Source organism: Borborobacter arsenicus (assembly GCF_003934165.1).
GTDB lineage: Bacteria > Pseudomonadota > Alphaproteobacteria > Rhizobiales > Rhizobiaceae > Pseudaminobacter > Pseudaminobacter arsenicus.
In genome coordinates this window covers 162,473-184,498 of the sequence record NZ_ML133508.1, presented here as the reverse complement: position 1 = coordinate 184,498, position 22,026 = coordinate 162,473, and the positions used below count along the sequence as shown (strand labels likewise).

The 22,026-nt window shown below is 60.9% G+C and carries 22 protein-coding genes and 1 pseudogene; 18 read left to right on the top strand and 5 right to left on the bottom strand.

All coding sequences use genetic code 11. From position 1 onward, the window contains the following. Positions 1-28: 28 nt before the first annotated feature. Positions 29-718, bottom strand: a complete 690-nt coding sequence (locus EET67_RS00920; RefSeq protein ID WP_128624319.1) for a helix-turn-helix domain-containing protein — start codon at positions 716-718, stop codon at positions 29-31. 653 nt (positions 719-1,371) lie between these two features. Between EET67_RS00920 and EET67_RS00915 the strand changes: the two genes are divergently transcribed. The 3 genes from EET67_RS00915 (at position 1,372) to EET67_RS00905 (ending at position 3,254) form a co-directional block, all read left to right on the top strand. Beyond that, on the top strand, positions 1,372-2,058 hold the full coding sequence (locus tag EET67_RS00915) for a ParA family protein (RefSeq protein WP_128624318.1): 687 nt from the start codon (positions 1,372-1,374) through the stop codon (positions 2,056-2,058). A 2-nt stretch (positions 2,059-2,060) separates the two neighbouring features. Next, entirely contained in the window at positions 2,061-2,438 is a 378-nt protein-coding gene (locus tag EET67_RS00910) for a stability/partitioning determinant (RefSeq protein WP_128624317.1), read from the top strand. A gap of 84 nt (positions 2,439-2,522) precedes the next feature. After that, entirely contained in the window at positions 2,523-3,254 is a 732-nt protein-coding gene (locus tag EET67_RS00905; protein ID WP_128624316.1) for a hypothetical protein, read from the top strand. Here EET67_RS00905 and EET67_RS00900 read toward each other — a convergent pair. Further along, on the bottom strand, positions 3,251-3,439 hold the full coding sequence (locus EET67_RS00900; RefSeq protein ID WP_128624315.1) for a hypothetical protein: 189 nt from the start codon (positions 3,437-3,439) through the stop codon (positions 3,251-3,253). The two genes, EET67_RS00905 and EET67_RS00900, sit on opposite strands and share 4 nt — an antisense overlap. Before the next feature lie 599 nt (positions 3,440-4,038). Here EET67_RS00900 and EET67_RS00895 point away from each other — a divergent pair. From EET67_RS00895 to EET67_RS00875, 6 genes and pseudogenes are all read left to right on the top strand, one after another. Further along, a pseudogene (locus EET67_RS00895) lies at positions 4,039-4,618 on the top strand (ArdC family protein); the annotation flags it as partial. A 3-nt stretch (positions 4,619-4,621) separates the two neighbouring features. Next, a partial coding sequence (locus EET67_RS25955) for a zincin-like metallopeptidase domain-containing protein (protein WP_245450649.1) occupies positions 4,622-4,926 on the top strand: 305 nt, incomplete at its 5' end. Between the two features lie 252 nt (positions 4,927-5,178). Then, on the top strand, positions 5,179-5,379 hold the full coding sequence (locus EET67_RS26380; protein ID WP_128624314.1) for a ribbon-helix-helix domain-containing protein: 201 nt from the start codon (positions 5,179-5,181) through the stop codon (positions 5,377-5,379). Next, complete coding sequence (locus tag EET67_RS00885) at positions 5,376-7,124, top strand: N-6 DNA methylase (protein WP_128624313.1); 1,749 nt, start codon at positions 5,376-5,378, stop codon at positions 7,122-7,124. The genes EET67_RS26380 and EET67_RS00885 overlap by 4 nt, the downstream gene beginning before the upstream one ends. A gap of 4 nt (positions 7,125-7,128) precedes the next feature. After that, positions 7,129-10,191, top strand: a complete 3,063-nt coding sequence (locus EET67_RS00880) for an Eco57I restriction-modification methylase domain-containing protein (protein ID WP_128624312.1) — start codon at positions 7,129-7,131, stop codon at positions 10,189-10,191. 12 nt (positions 10,192-10,203) lie between these two features. Next, positions 10,204-12,996, top strand: a complete 2,793-nt coding sequence (locus EET67_RS00875) for a TrlF family AAA-like ATPase (protein WP_128624311.1) — start codon at positions 10,204-10,206, stop codon at positions 12,994-12,996. Between the two features lie 135 nt (positions 12,997-13,131). Here the strand turns inward: EET67_RS00875 and EET67_RS00870 are convergent, their stop codons facing one another. Continuing rightward, complete coding sequence (locus EET67_RS00870) at positions 13,132-13,689, bottom strand: hypothetical protein (RefSeq protein WP_128624310.1); 558 nt, start codon at positions 13,687-13,689, stop codon at positions 13,132-13,134. A gap of 622 nt (positions 13,690-14,311) precedes the next feature. Between EET67_RS00870 and EET67_RS00865 the strand changes: the two genes are divergently transcribed. The 4 genes from EET67_RS00865 (at position 14,312) to EET67_RS00850 (ending at position 15,510) form a co-directional block, all read left to right on the top strand. Further along, the gene (locus tag EET67_RS00865) at positions 14,312-14,545 is read left to right on the top strand and encodes a hypothetical protein (RefSeq protein ID WP_128624309.1); all 234 of its coding nucleotides are present in this window, start codon (positions 14,312-14,314) and stop codon (positions 14,543-14,545) included. Positions 14,546-14,574: 29 nt separating this feature from the next. Next, positions 14,575-14,784, top strand: a complete 210-nt coding sequence (locus EET67_RS00860; RefSeq protein WP_128624308.1) for a hypothetical protein — start codon at positions 14,575-14,577, stop codon at positions 14,782-14,784. Continuing rightward, the gene (locus EET67_RS00855; protein WP_128624307.1) at positions 14,781-15,125 is read left to right on the top strand and encodes a hypothetical protein; all 345 of its coding nucleotides are present in this window, start codon (positions 14,781-14,783) and stop codon (positions 15,123-15,125) included. Before EET67_RS00860 ends, EET67_RS00855 begins: the two co-directional genes overlap by 4 nt. 130 nt (positions 15,126-15,255) lie before the next feature. Continuing rightward, positions 15,256-15,510, top strand: a complete 255-nt coding sequence (locus EET67_RS00850) for a hypothetical protein (RefSeq protein ID WP_128624306.1) — start codon at positions 15,256-15,258, stop codon at positions 15,508-15,510. 5 nt (positions 15,511-15,515) lie between these two features. On the opposite strand, the gene EET67_RS00845 is transcribed toward EET67_RS00850, so the two are convergent. Together EET67_RS00845 and EET67_RS00840 are read right to left on the bottom strand one after the other, a co-directional pair. Continuing rightward, entirely contained in the window at positions 15,516-15,827 is a 312-nt protein-coding gene (locus tag EET67_RS00845; RefSeq protein WP_128624305.1) for a hypothetical protein, read from the bottom strand. Beyond that, positions 15,820-17,424: a type IV secretory system conjugative DNA transfer family protein gene (locus EET67_RS00840; protein ID WP_210211080.1), complete on the bottom strand. Its 1,605-nt coding sequence runs from the start codon at positions 17,422-17,424 to the stop codon at positions 15,820-15,822. Before EET67_RS00840 ends, EET67_RS00845 begins: the two co-directional genes overlap by 8 nt. A gap of 139 nt (positions 17,425-17,563) precedes the next feature. Here EET67_RS00840 and EET67_RS00835 point away from each other — a divergent pair, with 139 nt between their 5' ends. The 5 genes from EET67_RS00835 (at position 17,564) to EET67_RS00815 (ending at position 21,891) form a co-directional block, all read left to right on the top strand. After that, positions 17,564-18,349: a hypothetical protein gene (locus EET67_RS00835; RefSeq protein ID WP_165899744.1), complete on the top strand. Its 786-nt coding sequence runs from the start codon at positions 17,564-17,566 to the stop codon at positions 18,347-18,349. Then, positions 18,349-18,699 (top strand): ankyrin repeat domain-containing protein, encoded by a 351-nt coding sequence (locus EET67_RS00830; RefSeq protein ID WP_128624302.1) that lies wholly within the window; start codon positions 18,349-18,351, stop codon positions 18,697-18,699. Before EET67_RS00835 ends, EET67_RS00830 begins: the two co-directional genes overlap by 1 nt. 631 nt (positions 18,700-19,330) lie before the next feature. Beyond that, positions 19,331-19,669 (top strand): plasmid mobilization protein, encoded by a 339-nt coding sequence (locus EET67_RS00825; protein ID WP_128624301.1) that lies wholly within the window; start codon positions 19,331-19,333, stop codon positions 19,667-19,669. Beyond that, entirely contained in the window at positions 19,666-21,108 is a 1,443-nt protein-coding gene (locus tag EET67_RS00820; protein WP_128624300.1) for a relaxase/mobilization nuclease domain-containing protein, read from the top strand. Before EET67_RS00825 ends, EET67_RS00820 begins: the two co-directional genes overlap by 4 nt. 6 nt (positions 21,109-21,114) lie before the next feature. Then, the gene (locus EET67_RS00815) at positions 21,115-21,891 is read left to right on the top strand and encodes a calponin homology domain-containing protein (protein ID WP_128624299.1); all 777 of its coding nucleotides are present in this window, start codon (positions 21,115-21,117) and stop codon (positions 21,889-21,891) included. The last annotated feature ends 135 nt before the right edge of the window (positions 21,892-22,026 follow it).

Genomic DNA, 22,026 nt, shown 5'->3' with positions numbered 1-22,026 from the left:
AATTAGCCTTGCTGGTGCAGCCGTTCTCTCAGGCGAGATGGACCGGCGGCAGTACGGTGAGCGGTTTCGTTTTCATAAGGGAACGGAACACGCCGTCCATGCATCGCAGTGCCCATTGGTCGACGGGCATGCTGCAAGCCTTTCCTTGAAATAATAACCTGAACCTATGATTCAGTGACTCTGGTGTCGCCCCTGGGTTCTGGGCGCTTTGCGGCCAGCTTTGACGGTGATGGGCGGCCAGAAGCGGCGCGAGCAGTCGGACCATGAGCCCGATGCACATGCGCGAGCGCGGTGAGGCTACGACCTCGACCGCCACATAGCCCCCCTCCTCCAACTGCCTGAGATAGCGTTGCACCGAACGGCGGCAGCGCCCAAGTGCGCGAGCCAGGTAAGTGACCGTCACCGGCAGTACCCGCCCTTCTCTGTTCTGGCGAAAGGTCAGCTCCGCCAGTTTGCGCGCGCAGCGGCGCGCACCGTCGGTAAGGTTCGGATCGTCTTCGATGCGCGCGGCCAGCTCCGGCACGTAGCCATTGCCCGTGGGCGAGACCGCGCGGCGTGGACGCTCGGTTGCCGCATAACGGTGGCAAGTCTGCAGTGATCGCTGACGGCGCTCGGGATCGATTGTCGGAACGCGCAGGCTTTGGGAGGGCACGGCTCGATTCTTGAGGGCGCGTGCCGATTCGATGAAAGCGGCCTGCGCATCATTTTGCATAGTCATTTGGTTTCTCCTTATCGTTCGGAGAAAACCCGCAGAAAATATGGGCGCGCGATCTCATCGCAAAAATGTATTGCGATTAGTTTTAGAGCATGAGATATTCGGAGTGCTGATTTCACGAATATCTCGATTTATCGAGCGACCCGCCCTTCTTGGCGGGTTTTCTTTTTGTTATTTCAAAATCGCCTCTTGAGTGATTGAAGACTGGCGCGGCTCTTGTGGAGCCACAACAAATTGTCAGCAATGTCTCCGGCTATAGCAAGTCGGTTCTCCCGCGATGCGGGTTTGCAGGGCTTTCGTGCACTGTTGTCTGATTCTCGGCGCGACCCTGAGACAGCCGAATCGTGCAATTACCCGCAGAATCACCGAATCTCTTGTCATATCTCATGCCTTGCGGCGTGCGATTTGCTTCAGTTCCGGGCGGTGTGGGCCGGGAAGCGGTAGCGGCTAGCTAACGGATAGCTTCCTGATAGCTACTTGAATGATAGCGGCAAGCTACTTTCTGGATATCAACTAGCTATCCGATATCTATTAGATTGCTGCTTAGTAGCCGGTAGCTATCGGATAACCAATAGATTGCTGTTTGGTAGCCAGTAGCTATCTGGTATTATTTTGTAAGAAGGTGATTCATTTAATCTTTTACATAGTGAGCGTGCATGCCTGTAGTCTCATTTGCCAATCCCAAAGGTGGAGCCGGAAAAACTACATCAGCTTTACTTCTTGCAGGAGAGCTTGCCGCCAAAGGCGCACGCGTCACCGTCATTGACGCAGACCCCGAGCGCTGGATTTCGCAGTGGGGCAAAATGCCGGGCAAGCCATCCAACATCGATATCATCGCGGACGTGACCGAAGACACGATTGTCGATCTTATCGAGAACGCCGCGGCCAAAGCGCAGTTCGTCATCGTCGATCTTGAAGGCACGGCCAGCCTCATGGTCGCCAATGCCATCGGCATGTCAGACCTTGTCATCATCCCGGCGCAGGGTGCGTCTATGGACGCGAAGGGCGCCGCCAAGACCATCAGGCTGATCCGCAATCAAGAGCGCCTCTCGCGCCGGCAAATTCCTCACAGCATCCTTCTGACCCGCACCAGCGCCGCCGTCACATCGCGCGCGCTGCGGAATGTTCGCGAGCAGCTGGATAAGGCGGCGATCGATGTCTTCTCCACGTCCATCGTCGAGCGTGCCGCCTTCCGCGATATCTTTGATTTCGGGGGACTGCTGTCTGATCTTCGCAGCGACCAAGTCAGCAATGTGGATAGAGCCATCGAGAACGCCCGGGCCTTTGCGGGCGAGGTCATTGCGAAACTGAAAGGCGGCACGGTTGCCGCCAAGGTAGCGTGATCATGACCGACAACCGCGCTGATCTCGGCTTTGCCGATGCCCTCGAAGATTTCAATGCGAGCGATTGGATGCCGCGCGCCCCGGCGGTCAATGAAAAGCCGCCCAAGGTGGCGACCGAGAAGGCCGCCGCCGCCGCTGGATTCCGCAGCCGGGAACCGCAGCCCGAAGTGGTAAAGCCGCCCGTGCGCAGTGATCCACCGCGCCGGCGGCGCACAGGGCGCAACGCGCAGTTCAATCTGAAAGCCCGCCCTGAGACGATTGAAGAGTTTTGCGCGATTGCCGATGCGCAGGGCTGGGGACTCGGAGAAACGCTAGAGCGCGCCGTCGCGCTTCTTCAGCGCGAACACGGTCATGCCCCCGAGAACAAGCAAAACCGCTGATCAAAGGGCAGGCTTTCGTGTAGGCTGCGGCAGGCGCAGCTTTGAGGCGGCTGCGCATCTAGACTGACAAAGCAGAGAATCGCGATGTCCGGCAGCGCGGATCACAAAGATGAGGGGGCTTGGTGGGGGCGTCCGCAGGATGACCCGGCCCTACACGACGCACTGAACAAGAGGTTCGCGGATTTTCGCCGCGCGCATCCTCCGGTCAATTGCTGGATAGACAAGGTAGGGACAGCGGAGCTGTACCTAGAGGGCGTTCGGCGCGCGCTGGTTGAACGCCGCCGGGCGCTCGTCATGCTCTATGACGAGCAAGGCGAGCCCGGGTCGTCGGTGGTCTATCTGCGCTCGGAGAGTGCCTACGATGTCGCCGAATCTCATCTCGGCATCGCGCGCGTTGCGGAAGTGCGGGATGAAAGCGATGAGGCTGACGAGATCCTGAGCGCGGCACCGCGCGAACGTGAAGATCGGGTTGCCGCGGAGTTCAGCAGCCGGCACGCCTCAGACGTGGAGGCGTTCCATTACCTACGCTCGGCTGTGAAGCTTCTGCGGCTTGCGGGCTCCGTATCCGGGAAAAGCGCGCCGGTCGTCGACCTACTGCTCCAGGCCATCGGGGCGGAAGTGCAGGACCAGCACGAGCGGGCCGTACGCTCCATCAAAGAGGCGATCGCATTGCTAGATAGCTCTCCAGCCGACCCGCTGTTCGGCGACCCGGCATTAGCGGACTGCCGGCGGGCTCTGGAGGCAACAGAGCGGCATATGTCGGTGCAGTCCAAGCGGCCGGTACGGCGCGGCCCCGAGGGGAAAAGCGGGGGCTAAAAGCCCCGCGCTCCCGGTGCGTGCGCCAGTGCGCGCGCGATGTTTTCGAGTGTGGCGAGGTTGTTGCGGCGCTCCGGCGTGCCCGCCGCCGTGCGGGCGAGCGCCTGGCTCGCCTGACGGAACAGAGCCCGCAGGTCGGATTCGGTGCGATGTTGCAGCTCGCTGATGGTCAGTAAGGTGTTCATTCGTTCCTCCTTGTTTTCAAGGCCCCGGACATCGGGACCGTTCGTGCCCGGACACACACACAATCGGCACAAGGAACGGGACTGCATGGCCGGAAGGCCTCAGCAAAACATGAGGGAGAAGGGGACGCCGCCATCTGGGCGTCGTCGTCAGAGCTGACACAAGCAAAGAGATCAGGATGAGGGCGCGTCCGGCGGGCCGGACCGGGCTTTCAGGCTGTGCCCGGAGCCGCTGCGTCGTCTCCGCCAGACGGTTTCAATCCCTCGCGCAAGAAAACAGAGCGGAGCCGGCGTTGCCGGCGCACTGACGTGCGGCGCTGACGCCGCCGCATTGAAGACAGAAGGGGACTCCGCCCCCCTGGCGGCGCTGCCGCCGTTTTTAAACCAGTAGGGGGCGTGCCGCCCCCGGAGCCGTCAAGACCAAGCCCTCCGCTAACGCTACGGACGCCGCCGGGGCGTTCCCCGACCTTCCGCGCTGCGCTTGTGCAGGCCGGGAGATACCCCTGTCCCCGGCGGCGGTCCTGACTGCCGACCCCCCGCTCATTGGCGCGGGCCTAGTCCGGTTGCATGGCGCAACCACAACAAGACTAGGAGAAAGACCAATGCCAACAGACGTTTATCAGCGCATCACCGACCAGATTGTTGCAGAGCTGGAAAAGGGCGTGCGGCCATGGCTCAAGCCTTGGAACGCCGAGCACGCCGCCGGGCGCATCACCCGGCCCTTAAGAGCAAGCGGCATCCCGTATCGCGGCATCAATGTTCTGATGCTCTGGGCAGCCGCCACTGCGCAGGGCTTCAATGCCCCGCTGTGGCTAACCTACAAACAGGCGCAGGAGCTGGGCGGACAGGTGAGGAAGGGCGAGAAGGGGAGCCTTGTCGTTTACGCCAACACCATCAAGCGCACTGAACAGGACGAGGCGACCGGCGAGGACTTAGAGCGGGAGATTCCTTTCATGAAGGGCTACACCGTTTTCAATGCCGAACAGGTGGAGGGATTGCCAGCGCACTTCTACGCCGTGCAGGAACCGGCCCTTGAGCCGGTAGCGCGCATCGAGAGGGCGGAGGCGTTCTTTACAGCGACCGGCGCCGTGATCCGCGAGGGCGGGGACCGGGCCTTCTACAGCATGGCAGAGGATCGCGTGCAGATGCCGCCCTTTGTGGCCTTCAAGGAGCCGGAAGCCTNNNGGACCAAGCATGAAAAGCGGCTTGCGCGGGATTTTGGGCGCAAGCGGTTTGGGGATGAAGGCTACGCCATGGAAGAGCTGGTAGCCGAGCTGGGCGCGGCCTTTGTCTGCGCCGGCCTCGCCTTGACCCCCGCGCCGCGCGCGGAGCACGCCGCCTATATCGCCTCGTGGCTCAAAGCGCTGAAGGATGACAAGCGGGCAATCTTCGCCGCCGCTGCCCATGCGCAGCGCGCGGCGGATTACCTCGCGAAGTTTTCGACGCCGGAGGAAGCGGCTGAACCGGAAAAACAGTCGGCGGCCGCATAGCGGCCGCCGTTACGCACGATGCAGACGGAATGGCGTGCTCGGAGTGGGGCTCGTGGGCACGCCGTCGCCGCCAGTGTAGCTGGCGGGGTCATGGACATGAAGGCGGGATGGATTCCTATGGAATAAATGCAGCAGGAATCCGCTTAGAACATTGAACTTATTATAGAAAATAGCGTAGGGGATAACATTCTCTGGATTGAGATTTTGCACCACTCTGGTGTAGTGTGGTGAAGCACTGATTCGGGGGGAAGTATGTCTTTGCCGCGCCCGACGGAGCCGGCCGACAAGGCCGCGCACCGTCTTTCTGTCAGCCTCAGTGACGACCAGTACGCGCGTGTTGCAGAACTCGCGCGACGAAATCGCGTGTCAATCGCCTGGGTCGTCCGGGAGGCTGTCGAGCGAATGCTGGATGACAAGCAGCCCCAGCTTCGCCAAGGAAAACGTCGGCCATGAACACTACATCAAAAGCAAAAAAATCGGCGAGCGCAACGCAGACCCACAGCGGGCGCTTCACGGAACTTGACGCAGACAAACTGCGAGGCGGCTACTACACGTCATCACAGCTGGCCGAATGGCTCTGCGCTTGGGCCATCCGCAAAGCATCGGATCGAGTGCTGGAGCCGAGTTGCGGCAATGGCTCATTTCTGACCGCAGCGCTAAAGCAGCTCTCTGCGGTAGGCGCTGATGCGGCCTCAATCGGGCAGCAGCTTCGCGGTGTCGAGATCGTCGATGATGAAGCCGCTGCGGCTCGCAAGGCTCTGCGCGGCGCACTTGGTAGTGCGGCCACCGAGGTCGTCGCGACAGGCGACTTCTTCGAATGGTGGAGCAAGCGACCCCCGTCTAAGTTTGATGCGGTAGTCGGCAATCCGCCTTTTATCCGTTATCAAACATTTCCAGAGCCGCACCGAAGCCGGGCCATGGACATTATGGGGCAGCTCGGCTTGTCTCCGAACCGGCTGACTAACATTTGGGTTCCGTTCGTTGTGACGGCGGCGGCCAGCCTTCGGGCAGGCGGCCGTCTCGCACTCGTCCTGCCGGCCGAACTGCTACAGGTCACATATGCCGCGCAGTTGAGGTCATTCCTCAACGACCGCTTTGCACGCATCGACATTGTCGCTTGCAATGAGCTGTTCTTCGAGAAAGCGGAGCAGGAGGTTGTTCTTTTGCTTGCTGATGGCGCACTTGCCAAGCCATCGGCAGACAATATCTGCCGTATGGCATTAACTGAAAAGGCAACGGTCGCCGAGATCATAAGGCAACCCGCCAAGCAATTGATTGCTAAAGCTGAGCACAAAACTCTCTGCCACGAAAATGAGAAGTGGCTCAAATACTTCCTGACGGTTGCCGAAATCGAGTTTATGCGCGAACTGCGCGCATCCGACGTTGTGACTGATCTATCGACTCACGCCAGCATCGACGTTGGCGTCGTTACGGGGAAGAACGAGTTTTTCGTGCTATCCGGTGAGCAGGTTAAGGAGCTGGGACTTGAGAAATTCACGATCCCGCTTGTCTCCCGCTCAGTTCAGTTAAAAGGCGCTCGTATCGACCGGAAAGATTGGGATGCGTTGAGCGCGGCCGGCGACCGGGTTCATCTCCTCGATTTGAAGCCTTTTAACGGAGCGCGGCTCAGCGCAGCACTCGCACGCTATATTCGTGACGGCGAAGCGAAGGACGTTCACACCGGCTACAAGTGCTCTATCCGGACCCCGTGGTACGCTGTCCCGTCGATATGGACACCTGACGCGTTCACATTCCGCCAGATTTATGATTTTCCCCGAATGGTGTTGAACGAGGCCGGCGCGACCTCGACCGACACGATCCACAGATTACGCTCAAATGGCCCGAAACCCGAGCGGCTCATCGCCAACACCTACACCTGGCTGACCGCAGCTTCAGCAGAGATCGAAGGGCGAAGCTATGGAGGCGGCGTCCTTGAGCTTGAGCCAACAGAAGCCGAGCGGTTGATGATGCCTGCGAAATTGAATGGCGCGATGCCTCTTGCAGAAAGCGACCGCCTTACGCGGAAGGGGCGGCTTGATGACGTTCTGGAAGAGAATGCGCGCGTTGTCCTCCAAGGCCATATGGGCTTGTCGAAACGCGATTGTGAGACACTCAGGGCGATTTGGACGAAGATGCGCGACCGTCGCATGGCGCGCAGGAAGCAGGGCAAGCCAGCCACTGCCAGCCGCGCAACGTGACGGCATGACGACCGAACAAGAGAAAGCCGCAGCAAAGGCCCGCGTTACTGCGCTGGTCGCCAGTTTTCACCGCAATGAGGCTGACTACCTTAGCCCGCGATACAACGAAACTCAGGCTCGCACGGACTTTATAACGCCTCTGCTTGAAGCGTTCGGCTGGGATGTCTACAACCGCGCCGCTTTGCCGAACTCCCTGCGAGAGGTTGTCGAAGAAGCGACGGTTGAGGTCGGAGAAAGGCTTTCAAAGAAGCCCGACTACGAATTGCGCCTGGCGCGTCAACGAAAGTTTTTCGTCGAGGCCAAGAAGCCCAGTGTCGCGATAGACCGCGACAGGGAAGCAGCGTTCCAGACGCGCCGCTACGGTTATTCCGCCAGCATGCCGATTTCGGTGCTGACGAATTTCCACAAGCTCGTTGTCTATGACTGCAAACCGGTCGCCGATCCCAGCCAGGATGCCGCCGTCGCGCGATTGCACGTCTTTGAGTACACGGATTTCGAAGCCCGGTTTGACGAGCTTTGGGAGCTTATCTCCCGGGACGCAGTCTATTCCGGTGCATTCGACGCTCGATATGCCATCGATGTCACGAGGCGGGGAGCCGATCAGTTCGACGACCTTTTCCTGCGGCAGGTAAAGGAATGGCGGCTCCGGCTCGCGATCAACATTCATGCGAACAACCCGCGCCTCAGTCCCGCCGAGCTGACTTACGCGGTTCAGCTGTTTCTGTCCCGTATCGTCTTCCTGCGCATCTGCGAAGATCGCGACATCGAACGTTACGAGACGCTGAAGAATCTTCCGACGGCCAATACTTTCGATGCGCTCGTGGCCGAGCTGAGGCGGGCCGACGCATTCTATGACTCCGGCCTCTTCCGGCTCATTGATGATGCGCGTCTTGGCGTCCGCATCAGCGATGATGTCCTGCACAGCATCATCGACGAGCTTTACTACCCCCAGAGCCCATACACGTTCGCCGTTGTCGAGACAGAAGTACTGGGAGAGATCTACGAGCAGTTTCTGGGCGACGTTATATCGATAGAAGCGGGCAATGTCCTCATCGTCAGCAAACCGGAGGTTCGCGAGAGCGGCGGGGTTGTGCCCACGCCGCGCTACATTGTGGATGCCATCCTCGACCGCACACTCACGCCTGCCATTGCCGGGCGTTCGCCCGCCGATCTGGCAGGCTTTACGGTAGCCGACATCTGCTGCGGCTCAGGCATCTTCCTGCTGTCGGTATACGAGTTTCTGCTGGATCACTATCTCGACTGGTATCTCAACAACACACCCGCCGCACATCGCGGGACGCGCATTTACGAAGTGGTCGGCGGTCGCTGGCGACTGACATTCGAAGAGCGCCGCCGCATCCTGACGGAACACATACGGGGCGTGGACATCGACCCGAATGCGGTTGAGGTGGCGCGGTTCAGCTTGCTCTTGAAGCTGATCGAGGACGAGAATGAGGCCGGCCTTCGGGACTACATCGCCCGGCATCGTCAGCCTGCCCTGCCAGAACTCGACTCCGCTATCCGCTTCGGCAACAGCCTGGTGAGCGCTGCCGAATGGGCGGCGACAGGCGCAGCGATGCCAGCCGCATTGAGGCTGCGCGTCAATCCGTTCGATTGGCGCGCCGAGTTTCCGGCAGAGTTTGCGCGTGGCGGCTTTGATATTGTCGTCGCCAATCCCCCGTACACCCGCATCCAGCACATGCAGACCTATATGCCGGAGGAACTGGCGTTCTATCGGTCAGCTCGTTCGCCATACAGCACCGCCCGTGAGCACAATTTTGATAAGTATGCGCTCTTTATTGAGCGCGCGCTCACGCTCTTGCGCCCGGCAGGACTACTCGGCGTGATCGTCCAGCATAAGTTTATGACTACCCGCGCCGGCCGGGCGCTTCGGCAGTTGATTGCCGGTCCGCGCCTGCTGGCCAATGTCGTCCATTTTGGCGCAAAGCGCGTCTTCGGCCGCGCCATCGACAATTACACATGCATTCTCGTACTTGATCGCGGCGGTCGCCAGACCGTGCGCATCGAGCTCCCTGACAGTCTGGAATCATGGAGATACGGCGCGCCTGCGACGGTGCGGGACATACCTGCCGCGAACCTGAACGCGGACTCATGGCAGTTCGCCAATGAGGAAACGCAGGCCCTGTTCGGCAGGATACGCGCCGCAATCCCGACCACGCTAAGCCAGGTCGCGGAAGTCAGTGTCGGTGTTCAGACGAGCGCCGACGCGATATATATGTTCCCGGCTGTAGGAGAGACAGCCGCAACCATCGTCCATCGCTGGGATGGCCGCGACTGGCCTATCGAACGAGGCGTTTTGAAGCCTTGTCTTCAGGACGTGATCATTCACCAGTATGAGCGGCCCTTACCCAATCAGTGGATGATCTTCCCCTACGAGCTTGTGCCGCACAATGCGGGAATGCGTGCGCGCCTAATCCAGCCAGCCGAGATGCAGCGGGATTTCCCTGGGTGCTGGGCCTATCTGTCCGCCCGCCGCGCTGAACTTGAAGCCCGCAACATCGTGGGAGGATCGGCGGCTGAGCGTCAATTCTACCAGTTCGGGCGGTCTCAGAGCCTCACGAAGATACACGGCGAGAAGATCATCGTTCGCACATTGGCACTTGAAGCGCGGTATGCATTCGATGACCTTGATACGCTCGTCACCGGGGGCGGAAATGGCCCGTACTATATGATCCGGCCGCAGGACGGCGCGGATGTGAGCAATCTGTATCTTCTGGCCATTCTCCACCATCCGCTGAGTGAGGCGTTCATTCGCACGGAAACAAGCGTTTTCCAGGGTGGCTACTACTCTCATGGCAAACAGTACATAGAAGGCCTGCCGATGCCTTTGCCCGCAGCTCACGTGCGGGCTGATATCGAGCAGCTTGTGCGTGAGCTTCTTGACGCCTTGGAAGCGGCAAGAACGCTTGCCACGCCGCACCAGAGGCAGGCCAACGAGCGGCATATAGTGGACTTGAAAACTCGGATTGAGGCCCGCGTTAGCGAGGCATTTGGGTTGTTGGACGCGGACATGGATATCGTGCGCGCAGTCCCAATTCCGGTTTAGAGGTGTGATGGAATGGCTGATAAGGGGGCACACTTCTACCGCTGCGACTTTCAGGTCCACACGCCACGGGACTTGCAGTGGACTGGCGCAGACCGCGTCACCGACGATGAGCGGATGGCTTATGCCACTAGCCTTGTTGAGGCTTGCCGACAGAAGGGCCTGAACGCGGTTGCGATCACCGATCACCATGACATGACGTTCGTTCCGTACGTTAAAAGGGCCTCGCTCGCTGAAACGGACGAGAAGGGAAAACCGCTTGCGGCAGAGCAGCGTCTGATCGTTTTTCCCGGCATCGAGTTGACCCTCGCGGTCCCTTGTCAGGCGATCTTAATTCTCGATGCCGACTTTGAAGAGAACAGATTTGGCGCGGTTCTTACAGCACTCGCAATCAATCCCGCGCCGGATAATGCTGCCAAGACAGCACAGACCGAGAGGCTTGAGAATATCCAGTCACTAAAGGCTCTAAAGGACAAACTGGACGAACACACGTGGCTGCGCGACCGCTATATCGTGTACCCAAACGTGACAGGCGAGGGCAAATTCTCGCTACTACGCAACGGCATGATGGCAAAGTACAAGGAAATGCCATTCGTAGGTGGCTATGTGGACGGCAAGCTCGGCGACCTCAAGGCCGGCCCCATCAGCATCCTCGCTGGAAAGGACAAGAACTGGGGCAACAAGCGCATTGCCTGCATACAGACCTCCGATAATCGCCGCGAAGATAACGCCGATTTGGGCAAGCACACGTCTTGGATAAAATGGGTGCGCCCAACAGCCGAAGCACTGCGGCAGGCATGCCTTGCGCAGGAGTCGCGCGTTGCTCACGAAGAGCCGCAGCTCCCCGCCGCGATCATATCGAGTATCAGCGTCAGCAACAGCCAGTTTCTCGGGCCGGTGGAGCTGTCCTTCAATCCGCAATACAATACCCTGATCGGCGGACGCGGGACGGGGAAATCCACAATTCTGGAATACCTACGGTGGGCACTGTGCGACCAACCACCTGCGTCGGATGATCCCGATGCGCCAAATTATCAATCGCGGCGCAGCCGTCTCATTGAGAACACGCTAAAGCCTCTCAACGCGACCGTCGATGTCGGCTTCACTGTCAATGATGTCGTCCATGTCGTCCGGCGAGACAGCAAAGACGGAAGCTTGCTGATCAAAATTGGCAGCGATGATATGCGGCCGTGCAATGAAGCCGAAGTGCGCGCGCTTCTGCCAATTCAAGCCTACAGCCAGAAGCAGCTTAGTGACGTGAGCGTGCGAACAGACGAACTCGCGCGCTTTATCACTGCGCCCATACGCGCGGAGTTGAACCAGCTCGACCGGCGGATTGAAGAACGCGCCGAACGCATCCGGCAAACCTACGCCAACCGCCGCCGGCAGCAAGCCCTTCAGAACGATCTCGCGCGACGCGCTCTCGAAGCGAGATCCCTGCAAGAGCAGGCGGACGCAATCCGCGACTCTCTGACCGGCTTATCGGAGGAAGACCGGAGTCTGCTCAATGAAGGGAAGTCCTACGACGCGGCCGAGGATATTGTCGATGGATGGTTGGCTGACCTAAAGAGCTTGGCGAGCGGTCTGTCAGCGTTATCATCGAATATCGCCGGGAACCTTGCCCAGGCCAAACCGTCGCCAGACGCGCCCGAGGGTGTCTTGCTCAGGGCCGCTTACGAAGAATATGCCGCGCTCATGGGACGAGCGCGTGAGGTCGCGGACTCCTTGCTTGGTGAGGTCAGGCAGCCGATTGATGCTGCAGATGGGACGGCTTGGGCTGAATGGCGGCAGAGGCTCCATGGTTTCCGGGCTGCGTATAGCGCAGCGGTCGGTCGGTCTTCGACACATCGCGAACGCATGGAACAGCTCCAAGGCATCGAAGGAAGGCTATCCGCCTTTCACAAAGAGACTGTGCGGCTGCAGGACGAACTGAAATCCCTCAACATGGCAGGGGACGTTTACGCCGCTGAACGTCAGAAGTGGTATGACCTCAAGGCCGAGCGGGACGGGCTATTCGACCGTCAGTGCCAGAAGCTGACCGAGAATGCTAATGGTGCCATCAGGGCTCATATCAAGCGCTTTGCCGATGCGGGCGATTTCGTGAGCCGGTTGCGTGAGTCGTTGTCAGGCTCCAATGTCCGGCGTGAGAAACTTGAAGCCTTGGGAGCCTATATTGTCGATGCAGAGAACCCGCAGGACCGTTGGGCTCGCGTCCTGTCCGAGCTCGAACAGCTCGCGGCTTTTGAACCCGAGCAGGAGGGCGCGGACCTTCGACCGGATACCGCGTCGCTTGCTGCAGCAGGTCTGACCGCGACCGACCTTGACCGCATTGCGCGCAAACTCCAGTCAGATGACTGGCTTGCGCTCTCATTGATCGACGTTAAGAGCGAGCCCGTCTTCGAATTTCGGTCCCGCGAGAACGACTACATACCCTTCAGCAACGCGTCGGCCGGTCAGCAGGCGACTGCGCTCTTGAAGACGCTTTTGAACCAGATCGGGCCGCCGCTTCTCATCGACCAGCCCGAAGAAGACTTGGACAATCCCGTTATGCAGGAGATCGTCGAACAGCTTTGGAACGCCAAGCGGAAGCGGCAGATCATTTTCGTTAGTCACAATGCCAACCTTGTTGTGAACGGCGATGCTGAGCTGGTCGCGTGGTGCGACTATCGAAAAGCTGGCGATCAGTCAGGTGGCAAGATAGCTGGCGAAGGCGCTATCGACGTGCCTGATGTCCGTGAGGCCATAAAGCGCATCATGGAAGGCGGCGAGGCGGCCTTCAATCTCAGACGAGAGAAATACGGCTTTTAGCTCCTGCGGTAATCGGCAATGCCTTTAGGCGCTCGCTGACGGCCTACGGCATTGCTCGTAATGATGGCCACCGTAAAATATAAACGGGCCGGCGAGGAGCCGGCCCGTTTATATTTTAATTGCAGGAATGAGCACTCAGCTCGGCTTGCCCCGTCGCGGGAAGAGCAGGGGATGCCGGCCCTCAACGAACTCCGCCATCTGCTGTTCCAGGCTGTTGATCATGAGGTTCGAAAGATAGCGCCCGGCACGTTCCATGTCAGCCGACTGGTCGACATCGATGTCGGGGCCGACGATGCGCAACCCGCCCTGAATGCGGCCTTCGATCATGCGGTCCAGCCAGGCCATGAAGATTAGGCTAGCTTCCGACACCACCATGGTGATCGCACGCTCGGTCTTATGTCCGGCCTGTGCTTGCTTCAACGAGCGGTCGAGCTGCGCATGAACATCAGCGAACTCCGCCATTATGGTCGGTGACGGCTCCTGAGTCCGGATGCGGCAGCCCTCGCAGTCCGGATTGCTGCAACGCGCGTCGTGGCTGCCGGCCGATAGCTCCATGATGGCCAGACCAGCATCGAGCAGGTCCATCAGGAACGCGCCGTCGAGGTTCTTGCCGCCGCGCAGCGCGATGGCGCGATTTACGAAATCCTCGCTCAGCTCCAGGCCGGCGGAATGTTGGGTGGGATCGTTTTTCATGGTGCAACTCCCTTCGTTCGAGCTGCATCCCTTATGATCGGCGCATCATCGCCGGTCGTGGCCACAAGCTGGTCACGCTGTCAGCGCGTCGCTTTCGTGCGTGGCGGTTTGCAGAATGCAAACGGGCCGATGGGTGGCAAACCGTTGATCTGGCGCTCTGATCCGCGCCTTATTTGTCATAAGTTATATTATCGCATCGGGGGTCGAGCGCGCACCGCCGCCGGATTTACCTCGCGCTCACGTGTCGGCCTCATCACCACGTCAACTGCCACCTCCCGCGTTGAGCGGCATAGAAAGCTATCCCTCCCGCGTCGTGCGCAGCTGAATCAAGAACGCTCACGGTTGCGGGGAGCGGCTGTTCTGCCCTGCGGTACATTTGAGCGCCGGACCTTCCGCAAAGGATTACCTCGACTGATTACGCCTGAACTTGACCGGGCGCGCATCCGGTTCAAGGCCCTTTGGCCCTGACGGGTGATGCGGCGGTGTCCCCGACTTTCGCCGCGCTGCGCTTGCTGCAAGCCGGGCGATTCCCCTCCACCGCATCCGCCGTGAACCGTCCGCTTCTCCGCCCGCTCTGACGGTCAGCGTGTCGAGATCAACCCAAGCGAAAGGAGCTTCCATCATGGCACGCAACGAAAAGCAGAACCGCCGCCCCGCCCGCGAAAATCGCGCCCCGGCATACATCGCCTGGCACGTCGCCGGGAACGAGGACAAAGCCTTCTGGACCCGCATCGGCGCGGCGTGGACGCATCAGGACGGCGAAGGCCTCACCCTTCAGCTCGACTTGGTTCCGGTCAACGGCGGGCGCATTGTCCTCCGCCATCCGAGTGAAAACAACAACGGAGCGGGCGCGTAAGCGCCCCTCCCCACTCGGAGGACAACACCATGCGCAATTCTGCGAATATCGAAACCGCCATGGCCGCACTCGCGCGCGCCGCCTGGACCCGGGGACAAAGTCCCACCTACGACGAAGAAGCCGTCTGCGATCTGCTTGCCGATCTAAAACACTTCTGCGTGGCAGCCAACATCGACTTCGGTACCTGCGACCGACTCGCCGAAATCCATTTCGATGCTGAAAGCGAGGAAGTGCCATGACGCGCATTCTCACTGAAGCCGACAAGTGCGAAGGGTTCATCATGGCGACTCAGGGCTTCTCCGGCGGTAAAGCCCGATGGGCGGATCGCGCTGACCGAGGGCTTACCCACCAGGAACTTGCTGACGCGCTCGCCTTCGAATTGGGCATCTTTGGTGGGTCGGGCGGACCCGACCGACTGTCGCTGACCTATCAGGGAGCGGGACTGAAAATCTGGATGTCGTGGGAGGTGCACAACCACGTGATCATGAAGCCGACCTTCGAAGGCAAGACAACAATCGCAAAGGCTCGTCGGGTCTATGGCATCGAAGACCCAACAGATCGGCAGCTATCCCTTCTCTGAGGGATAGCTGTAAAATCAGTCGCCCAAGCGAATTTGTCTCACGAATTATATTAGGGCGGCCGAATATATTTGTCTGAAATGAAAACTACCTTCAGAATTGATATCAATTTCTGCCGGAGGGAGTTTCAGAATGGCCGCGAAGTTAAAATCCACAGAGCGTTACGAACTAATCGTTTTCGAGAATTTTGAATACAAAGGACAGAAGCGCCACAAGGTGCACCGTGTCGGTTCAGCGACTGCGTCGTCTAAGGGCGGTTACGTTCTATATATCCCGGCTGGGATCGCATTGACGGGCCGCGTCATGATGGTGCCAGAAAAGACACCTTTCACCGAACTGGACTTGCTCGACGCCTACCACTCTGCTGCTGAGGAATATGGGGCATAGTCCCATCATATCAGCCTGATCCGAGCACACTTGCCGTGCTCCGGTGCCGCCGTTTGCCAACCCCGCACGCCGAAATACTGGCAATTGGACTCAGTCGCCTTCTGGCCGCAGCGCCCATAGCACTGATAGTGGACCAGAATATGCGGAGTGCCGACAACGAGGCTGGCAATGACGAGGCCTGCCATTGTCCAAAAGCGAATACCGAGCCGCCCATCAAGCCAATTTGCGCCCGCGTAGAGGCGGCGCTCCCAGTCCGGCATGGCGGTGTCGGAAGCGGCCGACTCCACCTTCACCTCGAACTCTCTACGATCAGTCATCGCGCTTCTCCCGGTAGTTCAGGCGGAATGTCGGCTCTGGACGCGGATGCGCGCCTTCGACCGGATTGGGTGTGGCCCAGTCGCGCCAGGGCGCGACGGTCCAGAATGGCACGCGCTGCGCGCGGATCGGCGGGTGAGATTGAATCAGCAGGATTTGCTGACCCGTCGGCATCAGCCGGATTTCGTCCGGGCTCATGAGCGGGCGCGCCGCTTCCGCGCGGCTTTCGCCGGGGTCGTCGTCTTCCTTGCGGCCGAGATTGACCGAGAGGGTCTTGACGGTGCGCTGACCGAGCGCATCGGACAGCATCTTCGCGAGCCCATGGTCCTGGACCGCGAAGAACTGCTGGACTTCGGCCTGCGAGAGGATCGTGTTCGTTGCCTCCCGCCCATACACAGTGCGCAGCTGATCGAGTGACTGCACGATGATCCATACGCGCACGCCCAGGCCCGGCAGCAGAGTCAGGCTTTCCGATAGGCCCGCCAGCTTGCCCATGTTCGCAAACTCATCGAGCATGAACAGCACCGGCGTATTGCCGGGCTGACGCGCAACCGCCGTGATCGCCTGCCGAGTGAGAAGCCCAAGCCACGCCCCATGCGTGGCGACGCGGTCCGGCGGGATGACGAGATAGACGCTGACCTTGCCCGTCTTCAGCTCGGCGAACGAGAAGTCCGAGGCCATGACGCTGTCCGCAAGCCACCCGGCCGGGTCAAATATCGACACGGCCTGCGTTGCCCCTTCAATGAAGCTCTGGAAGCTTTCGGGGTTCTTTTCGAGGGTGCGCGCAATGTCGTCGGCGAAGTCCGCGACCACGCCGCCAAGCGCATCGGACCCAGCCATCTCGATCAGCGTCTCGTCCATGCGGGTTGCGTTCTGAAGAACGCGCCACAGGTCTGGCAGCGTGCAGTACGCGGGCCGTCCCCGGCTCGCAAAATGCAGCATGATGGCGCGCAGTAGCTTGCGGCTGCCCTCGCGGAAAAATTTGTTGCGCGCGTCTTCGGGCTCCGGGACCAGCTGCAGGGCGAGCGCCGCGACCTCTTCTGTGAGGCCGCGCCGGATCGTTTCGTCCTCGTAGATATCGATCAGATAGGCGAGCGGGTTGAAGCGATGTTTCGGCAGGCCGTGCAGGCCCCAAGGGTTGAGGACAATGACCTTCTGCCCGAAGGTCTCTCGCCGGTGCCGTGCCGTGACACCGGCAAGCTCACCCTTGGGATCAATGATGTACGTGCTGGCTTGGGAATGCAGCAGATTGGGAATAACAGCCGACGTTCCCTTGCCGGATCGTGCCGGGGCCACGGAGATGCAATGCGCCTTGCCCGTGTGAAACAGCATCCGCCCCTCAAGCGCCCCGAGGAACAGGCCGGCCGGATTGGTGAGACCGGCGCGCGCAGCCTCTTCGCCCGTCATGAAGGACGCCGTGCCATAGACCCCGCTAGGCGTCTCCGCAGCGCGACGCTTTCGCTCGCGGTCCTGTTCCGCCCGCCGCCGGTCTGTGCCGGCAATAACAGCGACCGCACCGGACGCCGCCAGAAACCATTGCGCCGCATCATTCGGCACGCTCCAGGCCCCCCACGCGCAGGCGGCGGCCAGAGCAAACATGCTGATTGATGAGCCCTGTCGCTGAGGGTTAGCCATGACCGTTTTTCTTCCCGCGCTCTTGTGCAAGACTGTGTGAGTGTTCTGGAAATAGACGCGGAGCCGTATGCCCGGATTGGGCAAAGGCTGGTCAGGTTGCGGCATGGAGACAGCGCGGACGGCGGAGACCAAGAACCGGTTTGATTTGGCGGACCGCGGCCGCATCCGCCGCGCGTTGCTGCGATACATGCAGCAGCGCGCCATCGGCGTCCCTACGCTCCAGAAGGAGATTGCGGCGGCGAACAATCTGTCGCTCGACCGCGTGCCCTTGAAGACGCTTCAGCGGTTCCTCGGCGACACCCACCGCTCAAACGACGCCCTCATCCGCTTTTGCGCCGAGTTCGTCGGCACCCTGCCGGACAGCGATCCCCTTGCCACCTTCGGCGAGCAAATGGCTGCCTTTCTCGGGGTCTGGCGGGACGGGCATGATTGTCGCCCGGTCCCGCCGGAGATGACCGGCCGCTATAGCGGCCGTTCCCGGCGCGCTGCCGACCCCGGCGGCGGGATGCGGGTGTACAGAGGGGACGCCGAGGACTGGGTGCCCTTTTCGGCCGTTGAGATCGACCCGGCCCCCGCTCACCCCTTTGCCATTGTCCGGGAGTTTGTCAGCAACTGGGACCGCAGGCCCCCGGCCGAGGCGAGCGCGGCGACCACAGCCCGCCGCGCTTACGAGGGCATCGCCATTCATCCGAATGGCTCGTTCTTCGTCGTGATGCGCAACGTCCTGACAGGAACGCCGCGTATCTATTGGCTCGACTGGGTGGCCGATGGCCGGCTGGGAGGCCAAGGTCATGAATCTCGCGCCGGGCTCGATGCCGGGCCAGCGACAGGGGCATCGACCCATAGCAGTACGCCCGTCCTCTTTGACCGCGCCAAGGAGGGCAGCTGATGGCCGCTCAAACCCCACAGCGCGGCCGTGACCGCTCCGGCAGCCACGACCCGAACGGCGCTCTTCTGCGAGCCGCCTACGCTGCCGACAGCACCGCTGTGATTGCCGCGCTGGAGGACGGGGCAGATGTGAACGCTGGCGATCCCGTTACCGGGCTCACCGCGCTGCACATCGCGGTCGGCACGAACAACCTGCCTCTCGCGCGCATCCTAATCGAAGATTGGAACGCGCCCTTCCGTTCCGACGGCAAAGGCCGCTGGCCGAGCGTCATCGCCGCTGAATGCAGGGTCGATCAAGGCCTCGCTGATTACATCGTCGAGGCTGAAGCGCAATTTTTGGGGAACGGCTGATTGCTCGAATTCAATACGTAGAAATTGGAATAGATAAAATTGTATCGAATTTTAAGAGTTCCGAGAAGTAATTTCGATAAACTGGAAAGTGGGCGTCGTGATAGCGCAAAAACAAATCCCGATAAGTCGCTTTGAGTTAGAGTGACCAGAATTTGACCAACGACGCTAAGTCCTGTAGATTACAGCGCAAATGAAGCCTCGCTGAATGCTTGAGGCTGTCCGGAGCGTTTTTCTGGCGTTCCTGAACCTTGATCCCATACAATTGAAATTACACCTTACTGAGCGTTGCAAGATGTGCGCGCGGAGAGTCCGCGCTCCATCTTGGCAAGGGGGGCTCAGGAGCCGCCCCCCGTTGCATCCCCGGGCTCATCGTCCGGCCCTGGCATCGAGCCTTGCCGGACGATTGCAGCGTATCCCGCTGCACCGGACCAGAGGGAGATTTCACCTCTCCCTTCTGGACTACCTATGGACCAGAGGGTGACTTCGCTCTCCCTCTTGGATCACCCATCGACCAGGAGGGCGACTTCCCTCTCCCTCCTGGCCCACCCATGGACCAGCGCCCATGCACGACTGACGTGCCGCTGGACCGGCCAGGGATCACGCGTCCCTGGATGCGCGATAGGAGGCGGCCGTGGCAAAGGCCAGCGAGAAAAGACAGCGCCAGAGGACGCTGTCCGCAAGGTTCAACGATCAGGAAGCCGAGGCCGTCCGCCAGCTGGCCGACGGCGCGGGCATGCCCGTGGCTTCCTTCCTGCGCCTTGCGGCGTTGAACCAGCCCGCTGGCCGTACCGCCCTTGGCCGGGAGGACGCTGCCCGTGTGCTCCGCCAGCTCGGTGACATTGCCGATGCGCTGCGCGCCATGCAGGTGTCCGGCGTTGTCCCGGCGGACGACCCGAACCTCTCGGCTGCATGGCGAGACCTCGCTGAAATGCGCACCGCCTGCCTTCAGGCCCTGGGGATGCGCCCATGATCCTGAAAGGCAACCAGCGCACCGGGGCAGCGGATCTCGCGACGCACCTGTCGAACGAGTACGACAACACGCGCGTCGAGATCGTGCAGCTGCGCGGCGTCGTGGCCGATGACCTGCATGGGGCGCTGGCGGAGTTCACCGGCATTGCCCGTGCGACCCGCTGCAAGCAGCCCCTCTACAGCTTGGCCATCAACCCCGCCGAGCCGCTGAGCCGCGAGCAGTACATGGCCGCCATCGACCATATCGAGGGCAAGCTGGGCCTGTCCGGCCAGCCGCGTGCCGTGGTCTTCCACGTGAAGAACGGCCGCGAGCATTGCCACGTCGTCTGGTCGCGGATCGATGTCGCCAACATGCGCGCCGTCCCGATGAGCCATGACCGCATGAAACTGCGCACCTGCGCGCGTGAGCTGGCCCATGCCTATGGTCTTCCCTTGCCTGCCGGGCTCGCCGAGGACAGGGGCGACGCCCGGTTCGAGAAGACCCGCGACGTGACCTTCGCCGAAAAGGCAATGGCCGAGGCCTCCGGCATCACGCCGGAGCAGCGCCGCAGCACTGTGACCGCCATCTACCGCTCATCCGACACCGCCGAGACCTTCCGTGCGGGATTGGAGCGCGCTGGCTATGTCCTCGCCCAGGGTGAGCGGCGCGCTTATGTCGTCGTGGACCGGGCCGGGCATGTTCATGCCCTTGCCCGGCAGATCGACGGCGCGCGCACGAAGGATGTGAAAGCCCGCCTTGCTTCGATGCCGGCAGAGACCCTGCCGACGGTCGGGGCCGCACAGGCTGAGCAAGCGGCCCGGCAGCGGGCGGTCGATGAGCGGCTGCGTGAGAAGGCCCGGCAGCGTGGCGCGAAGTCTGCTGCCGACCTTGCCGCCAAGCAGGTGGCACGGCGCAATCGCGTCATCGACGAGCGGAGCCAAAAGCTGGCCCTGACCCATGCGAGCGAGCGCATGGCGCTGCACGCGGCGCAGAAGGCTGAGGATGGTCGGCTGTTCAACGTTCTCGCCGGCAAGCTGTTTGAGCTTCTTGAGCGCGTGCCCGGGCTCCGGTCCGTGGTTGGCCATTTGCGGCGTAACCCGACGCTCAATCCGGCCGAGCGGCACCGCCTCGAAAACGAGGCGCTGGACCGCCGACATGGACGCGAGAAGAAGGGCATTGAACGGCGCGAAGCCGCGCTTGACATGATCGAGGCGCGTGAGCGGCGGAGCCTTATCCGCGATCTGGTGCGGGAAACCCGTGTCGAAGATCAGCTGCGGATGGCGCAGACTGAACAGCGTGAACGCGAGGTCCGCGAAACCGCGCAGGACATCACAGGTACCAAGAGCGATGAGTCCTCGCGGTCGGCGGCCGACGAGCGCCGCGCGCGGATGCAAGAACGGCTGGCGCAGGCCCGGCCAAAACCGGCCGGACCGCAGCGCGGCGGACCATCATGGGAGTAGCGTGCGATGAAAAACCGAAAAGGGAGCGATAGTTCTTCGGTCACGCCGACGTCGCAACCGAACGTCGGAGCGTCTGCCCCGCTCCCCGTTAAGCCCGAGAAAGCCAATGTGAATGACAACAGTCAGTCTAAGAGGTCCGCCGGCGCGGAACGCCAGACTTACTGGACATCGGACCGATACGGCTGGCTGCTCATCGTCAATGGCGAAATGCGTGCCCGCGTCGAGAGTGCGAGGGTCATCCTGCTGACCCACCGCGACACCAAGCCCCGTCGCTTGATCGCACCCAACTCGCAGGTGCCGTTCGACGTTGCAGAACGATTGATCGGCATTCCCCGAGTCGACCGCTTCGAAGATCGTGGGCTACGGCTCATCATAACCTCCCCACGCCCGATGCAAGAGCGCGCCACAGCGGCCTTCTGCGAACGCGTGCCGAAAGACCGTGAGCTGCGGCATTACCTGAGTGAGGCGTGGAAGCTTCTCAACGCCAAGGCGACCGAGGGCGGGCTTGATGTGAACGGTTCCACGGCCCGGCACGAAATCGGACTGGCGATCCGCAGTTTGCAGCTGTCCGGCAACAAATGGTCACCAAATACCTTGCAACACATCCAATCGGCCGCCGACGCACTCCACCAGTCGCAAGTTGACCCCGAGGCTCCTTACGAACGTTCGGCGCTCTCTGAATGCCAGAAAGCGCTTAGCCTAATCGAACTTGCCCCTGAATTGCCCCGGGCACCTGCGGTGGTGGCCGCCGGTGAATCTCCTCGCGTTGTTCCGCGACCATAACGGCCCAGAGACACAGCCACAGATAGCCATTCTTTTTGGGATGCGCGCCATCGATGGCCCGGTTTCGTCCTGTTCCAGAACAGAGCTGGGCCAATACCCTCCGAACAAAACTCTGTAGAGCAAGTGAAGCGGGCC

Excerpts from the sequence above, each read along its gene's own strand:
- EET67_RS00920 (WP_128624319.1), bottom strand. The coding sequence starts at position 718 with ATGACTATGCAAAATGATGCGCAGGCCGCTTTCATCGAATCGGCACGC.
- EET67_RS00915 (WP_128624318.1), top strand. The coding sequence starts at position 1,372 with ATGCCTGTAGTCTCATTTGCCAATCCCAAAGGTGGAGCCGGAAAAACT.
- EET67_RS00910 (WP_128624317.1), top strand. The coding sequence starts at position 2,061 with ATGACCGACAACCGCGCTGATCTCGGCTTTGCCGATGCCCTCGAAGAT.
- EET67_RS00905 (WP_128624316.1), top strand. The coding sequence starts at position 2,523 with ATGTCCGGCAGCGCGGATCACAAAGATGAGGGGGCTTGGTGGGGGCGT.
- EET67_RS00900 (WP_128624315.1), bottom strand. The coding sequence starts at position 3,439 with ATGAACACCTTACTGACCATCAGCGAGCTGCAACATCGCACCGAATCC.
- EET67_RS26380 (WP_128624314.1), top strand. The coding sequence starts at position 5,179 with ATGTCTTTGCCGCGCCCGACGGAGCCGGCCGACAAGGCCGCGCACCGT.
- EET67_RS00885 (WP_128624313.1), top strand. The coding sequence starts at position 5,376 with ATGAACACTACATCAAAAGCAAAAAAATCGGCGAGCGCAACGCAGACC.
- EET67_RS00880 (WP_128624312.1), top strand. The coding sequence starts at position 7,129 with ATGACGACCGAACAAGAGAAAGCCGCAGCAAAGGCCCGCGTTACTGCG.
- EET67_RS00875 (WP_128624311.1), top strand. The coding sequence starts at position 10,204 with ATGGCTGATAAGGGGGCACACTTCTACCGCTGCGACTTTCAGGTCCAC.
- EET67_RS00870 (WP_128624310.1), bottom strand. The coding sequence starts at position 13,689 with ATGAAAAACGATCCCACCCAACATTCCGCCGGCCTGGAGCTGAGCGAG.
- EET67_RS00865 (WP_128624309.1), top strand. The coding sequence starts at position 14,312 with ATGGCACGCAACGAAAAGCAGAACCGCCGCCCCGCCCGCGAAAATCGC.
- EET67_RS00860 (WP_128624308.1), top strand. The coding sequence starts at position 14,575 with ATGCGCAATTCTGCGAATATCGAAACCGCCATGGCCGCACTCGCGCGC.
- EET67_RS00855 (WP_128624307.1), top strand. The coding sequence starts at position 14,781 with ATGACGCGCATTCTCACTGAAGCCGACAAGTGCGAAGGGTTCATCATG.
- EET67_RS00850 (WP_128624306.1), top strand. The coding sequence starts at position 15,256 with ATGGCCGCGAAGTTAAAATCCACAGAGCGTTACGAACTAATCGTTTTC.
- EET67_RS00845 (WP_128624305.1), bottom strand. The coding sequence starts at position 15,827 with ATGACTGATCGTAGAGAGTTCGAGGTGAAGGTGGAGTCGGCCGCTTCC.
- EET67_RS00840 (WP_210211080.1), bottom strand. The coding sequence starts at position 17,424 with ATGTTTGCTCTGGCCGCCGCCTGCGCGTGGGGGGCCTGGAGCGTGCCG.
- EET67_RS00835 (WP_165899744.1), top strand. The coding sequence starts at position 17,564 with ATGGAGACAGCGCGGACGGCGGAGACCAAGAACCGGTTTGATTTGGCG.
- EET67_RS00830 (WP_128624302.1), top strand. The coding sequence starts at position 18,349 with ATGGCCGCTCAAACCCCACAGCGCGGCCGTGACCGCTCCGGCAGCCAC.
- EET67_RS00820 (WP_128624300.1), top strand. The coding sequence starts at position 19,666 with ATGATCCTGAAAGGCAACCAGCGCACCGGGGCAGCGGATCTCGCGACG.
- EET67_RS00815 (WP_128624299.1), top strand. The coding sequence starts at position 21,115 with ATGAAAAACCGAAAAGGGAGCGATAGTTCTTCGGTCACGCCGACGTCG.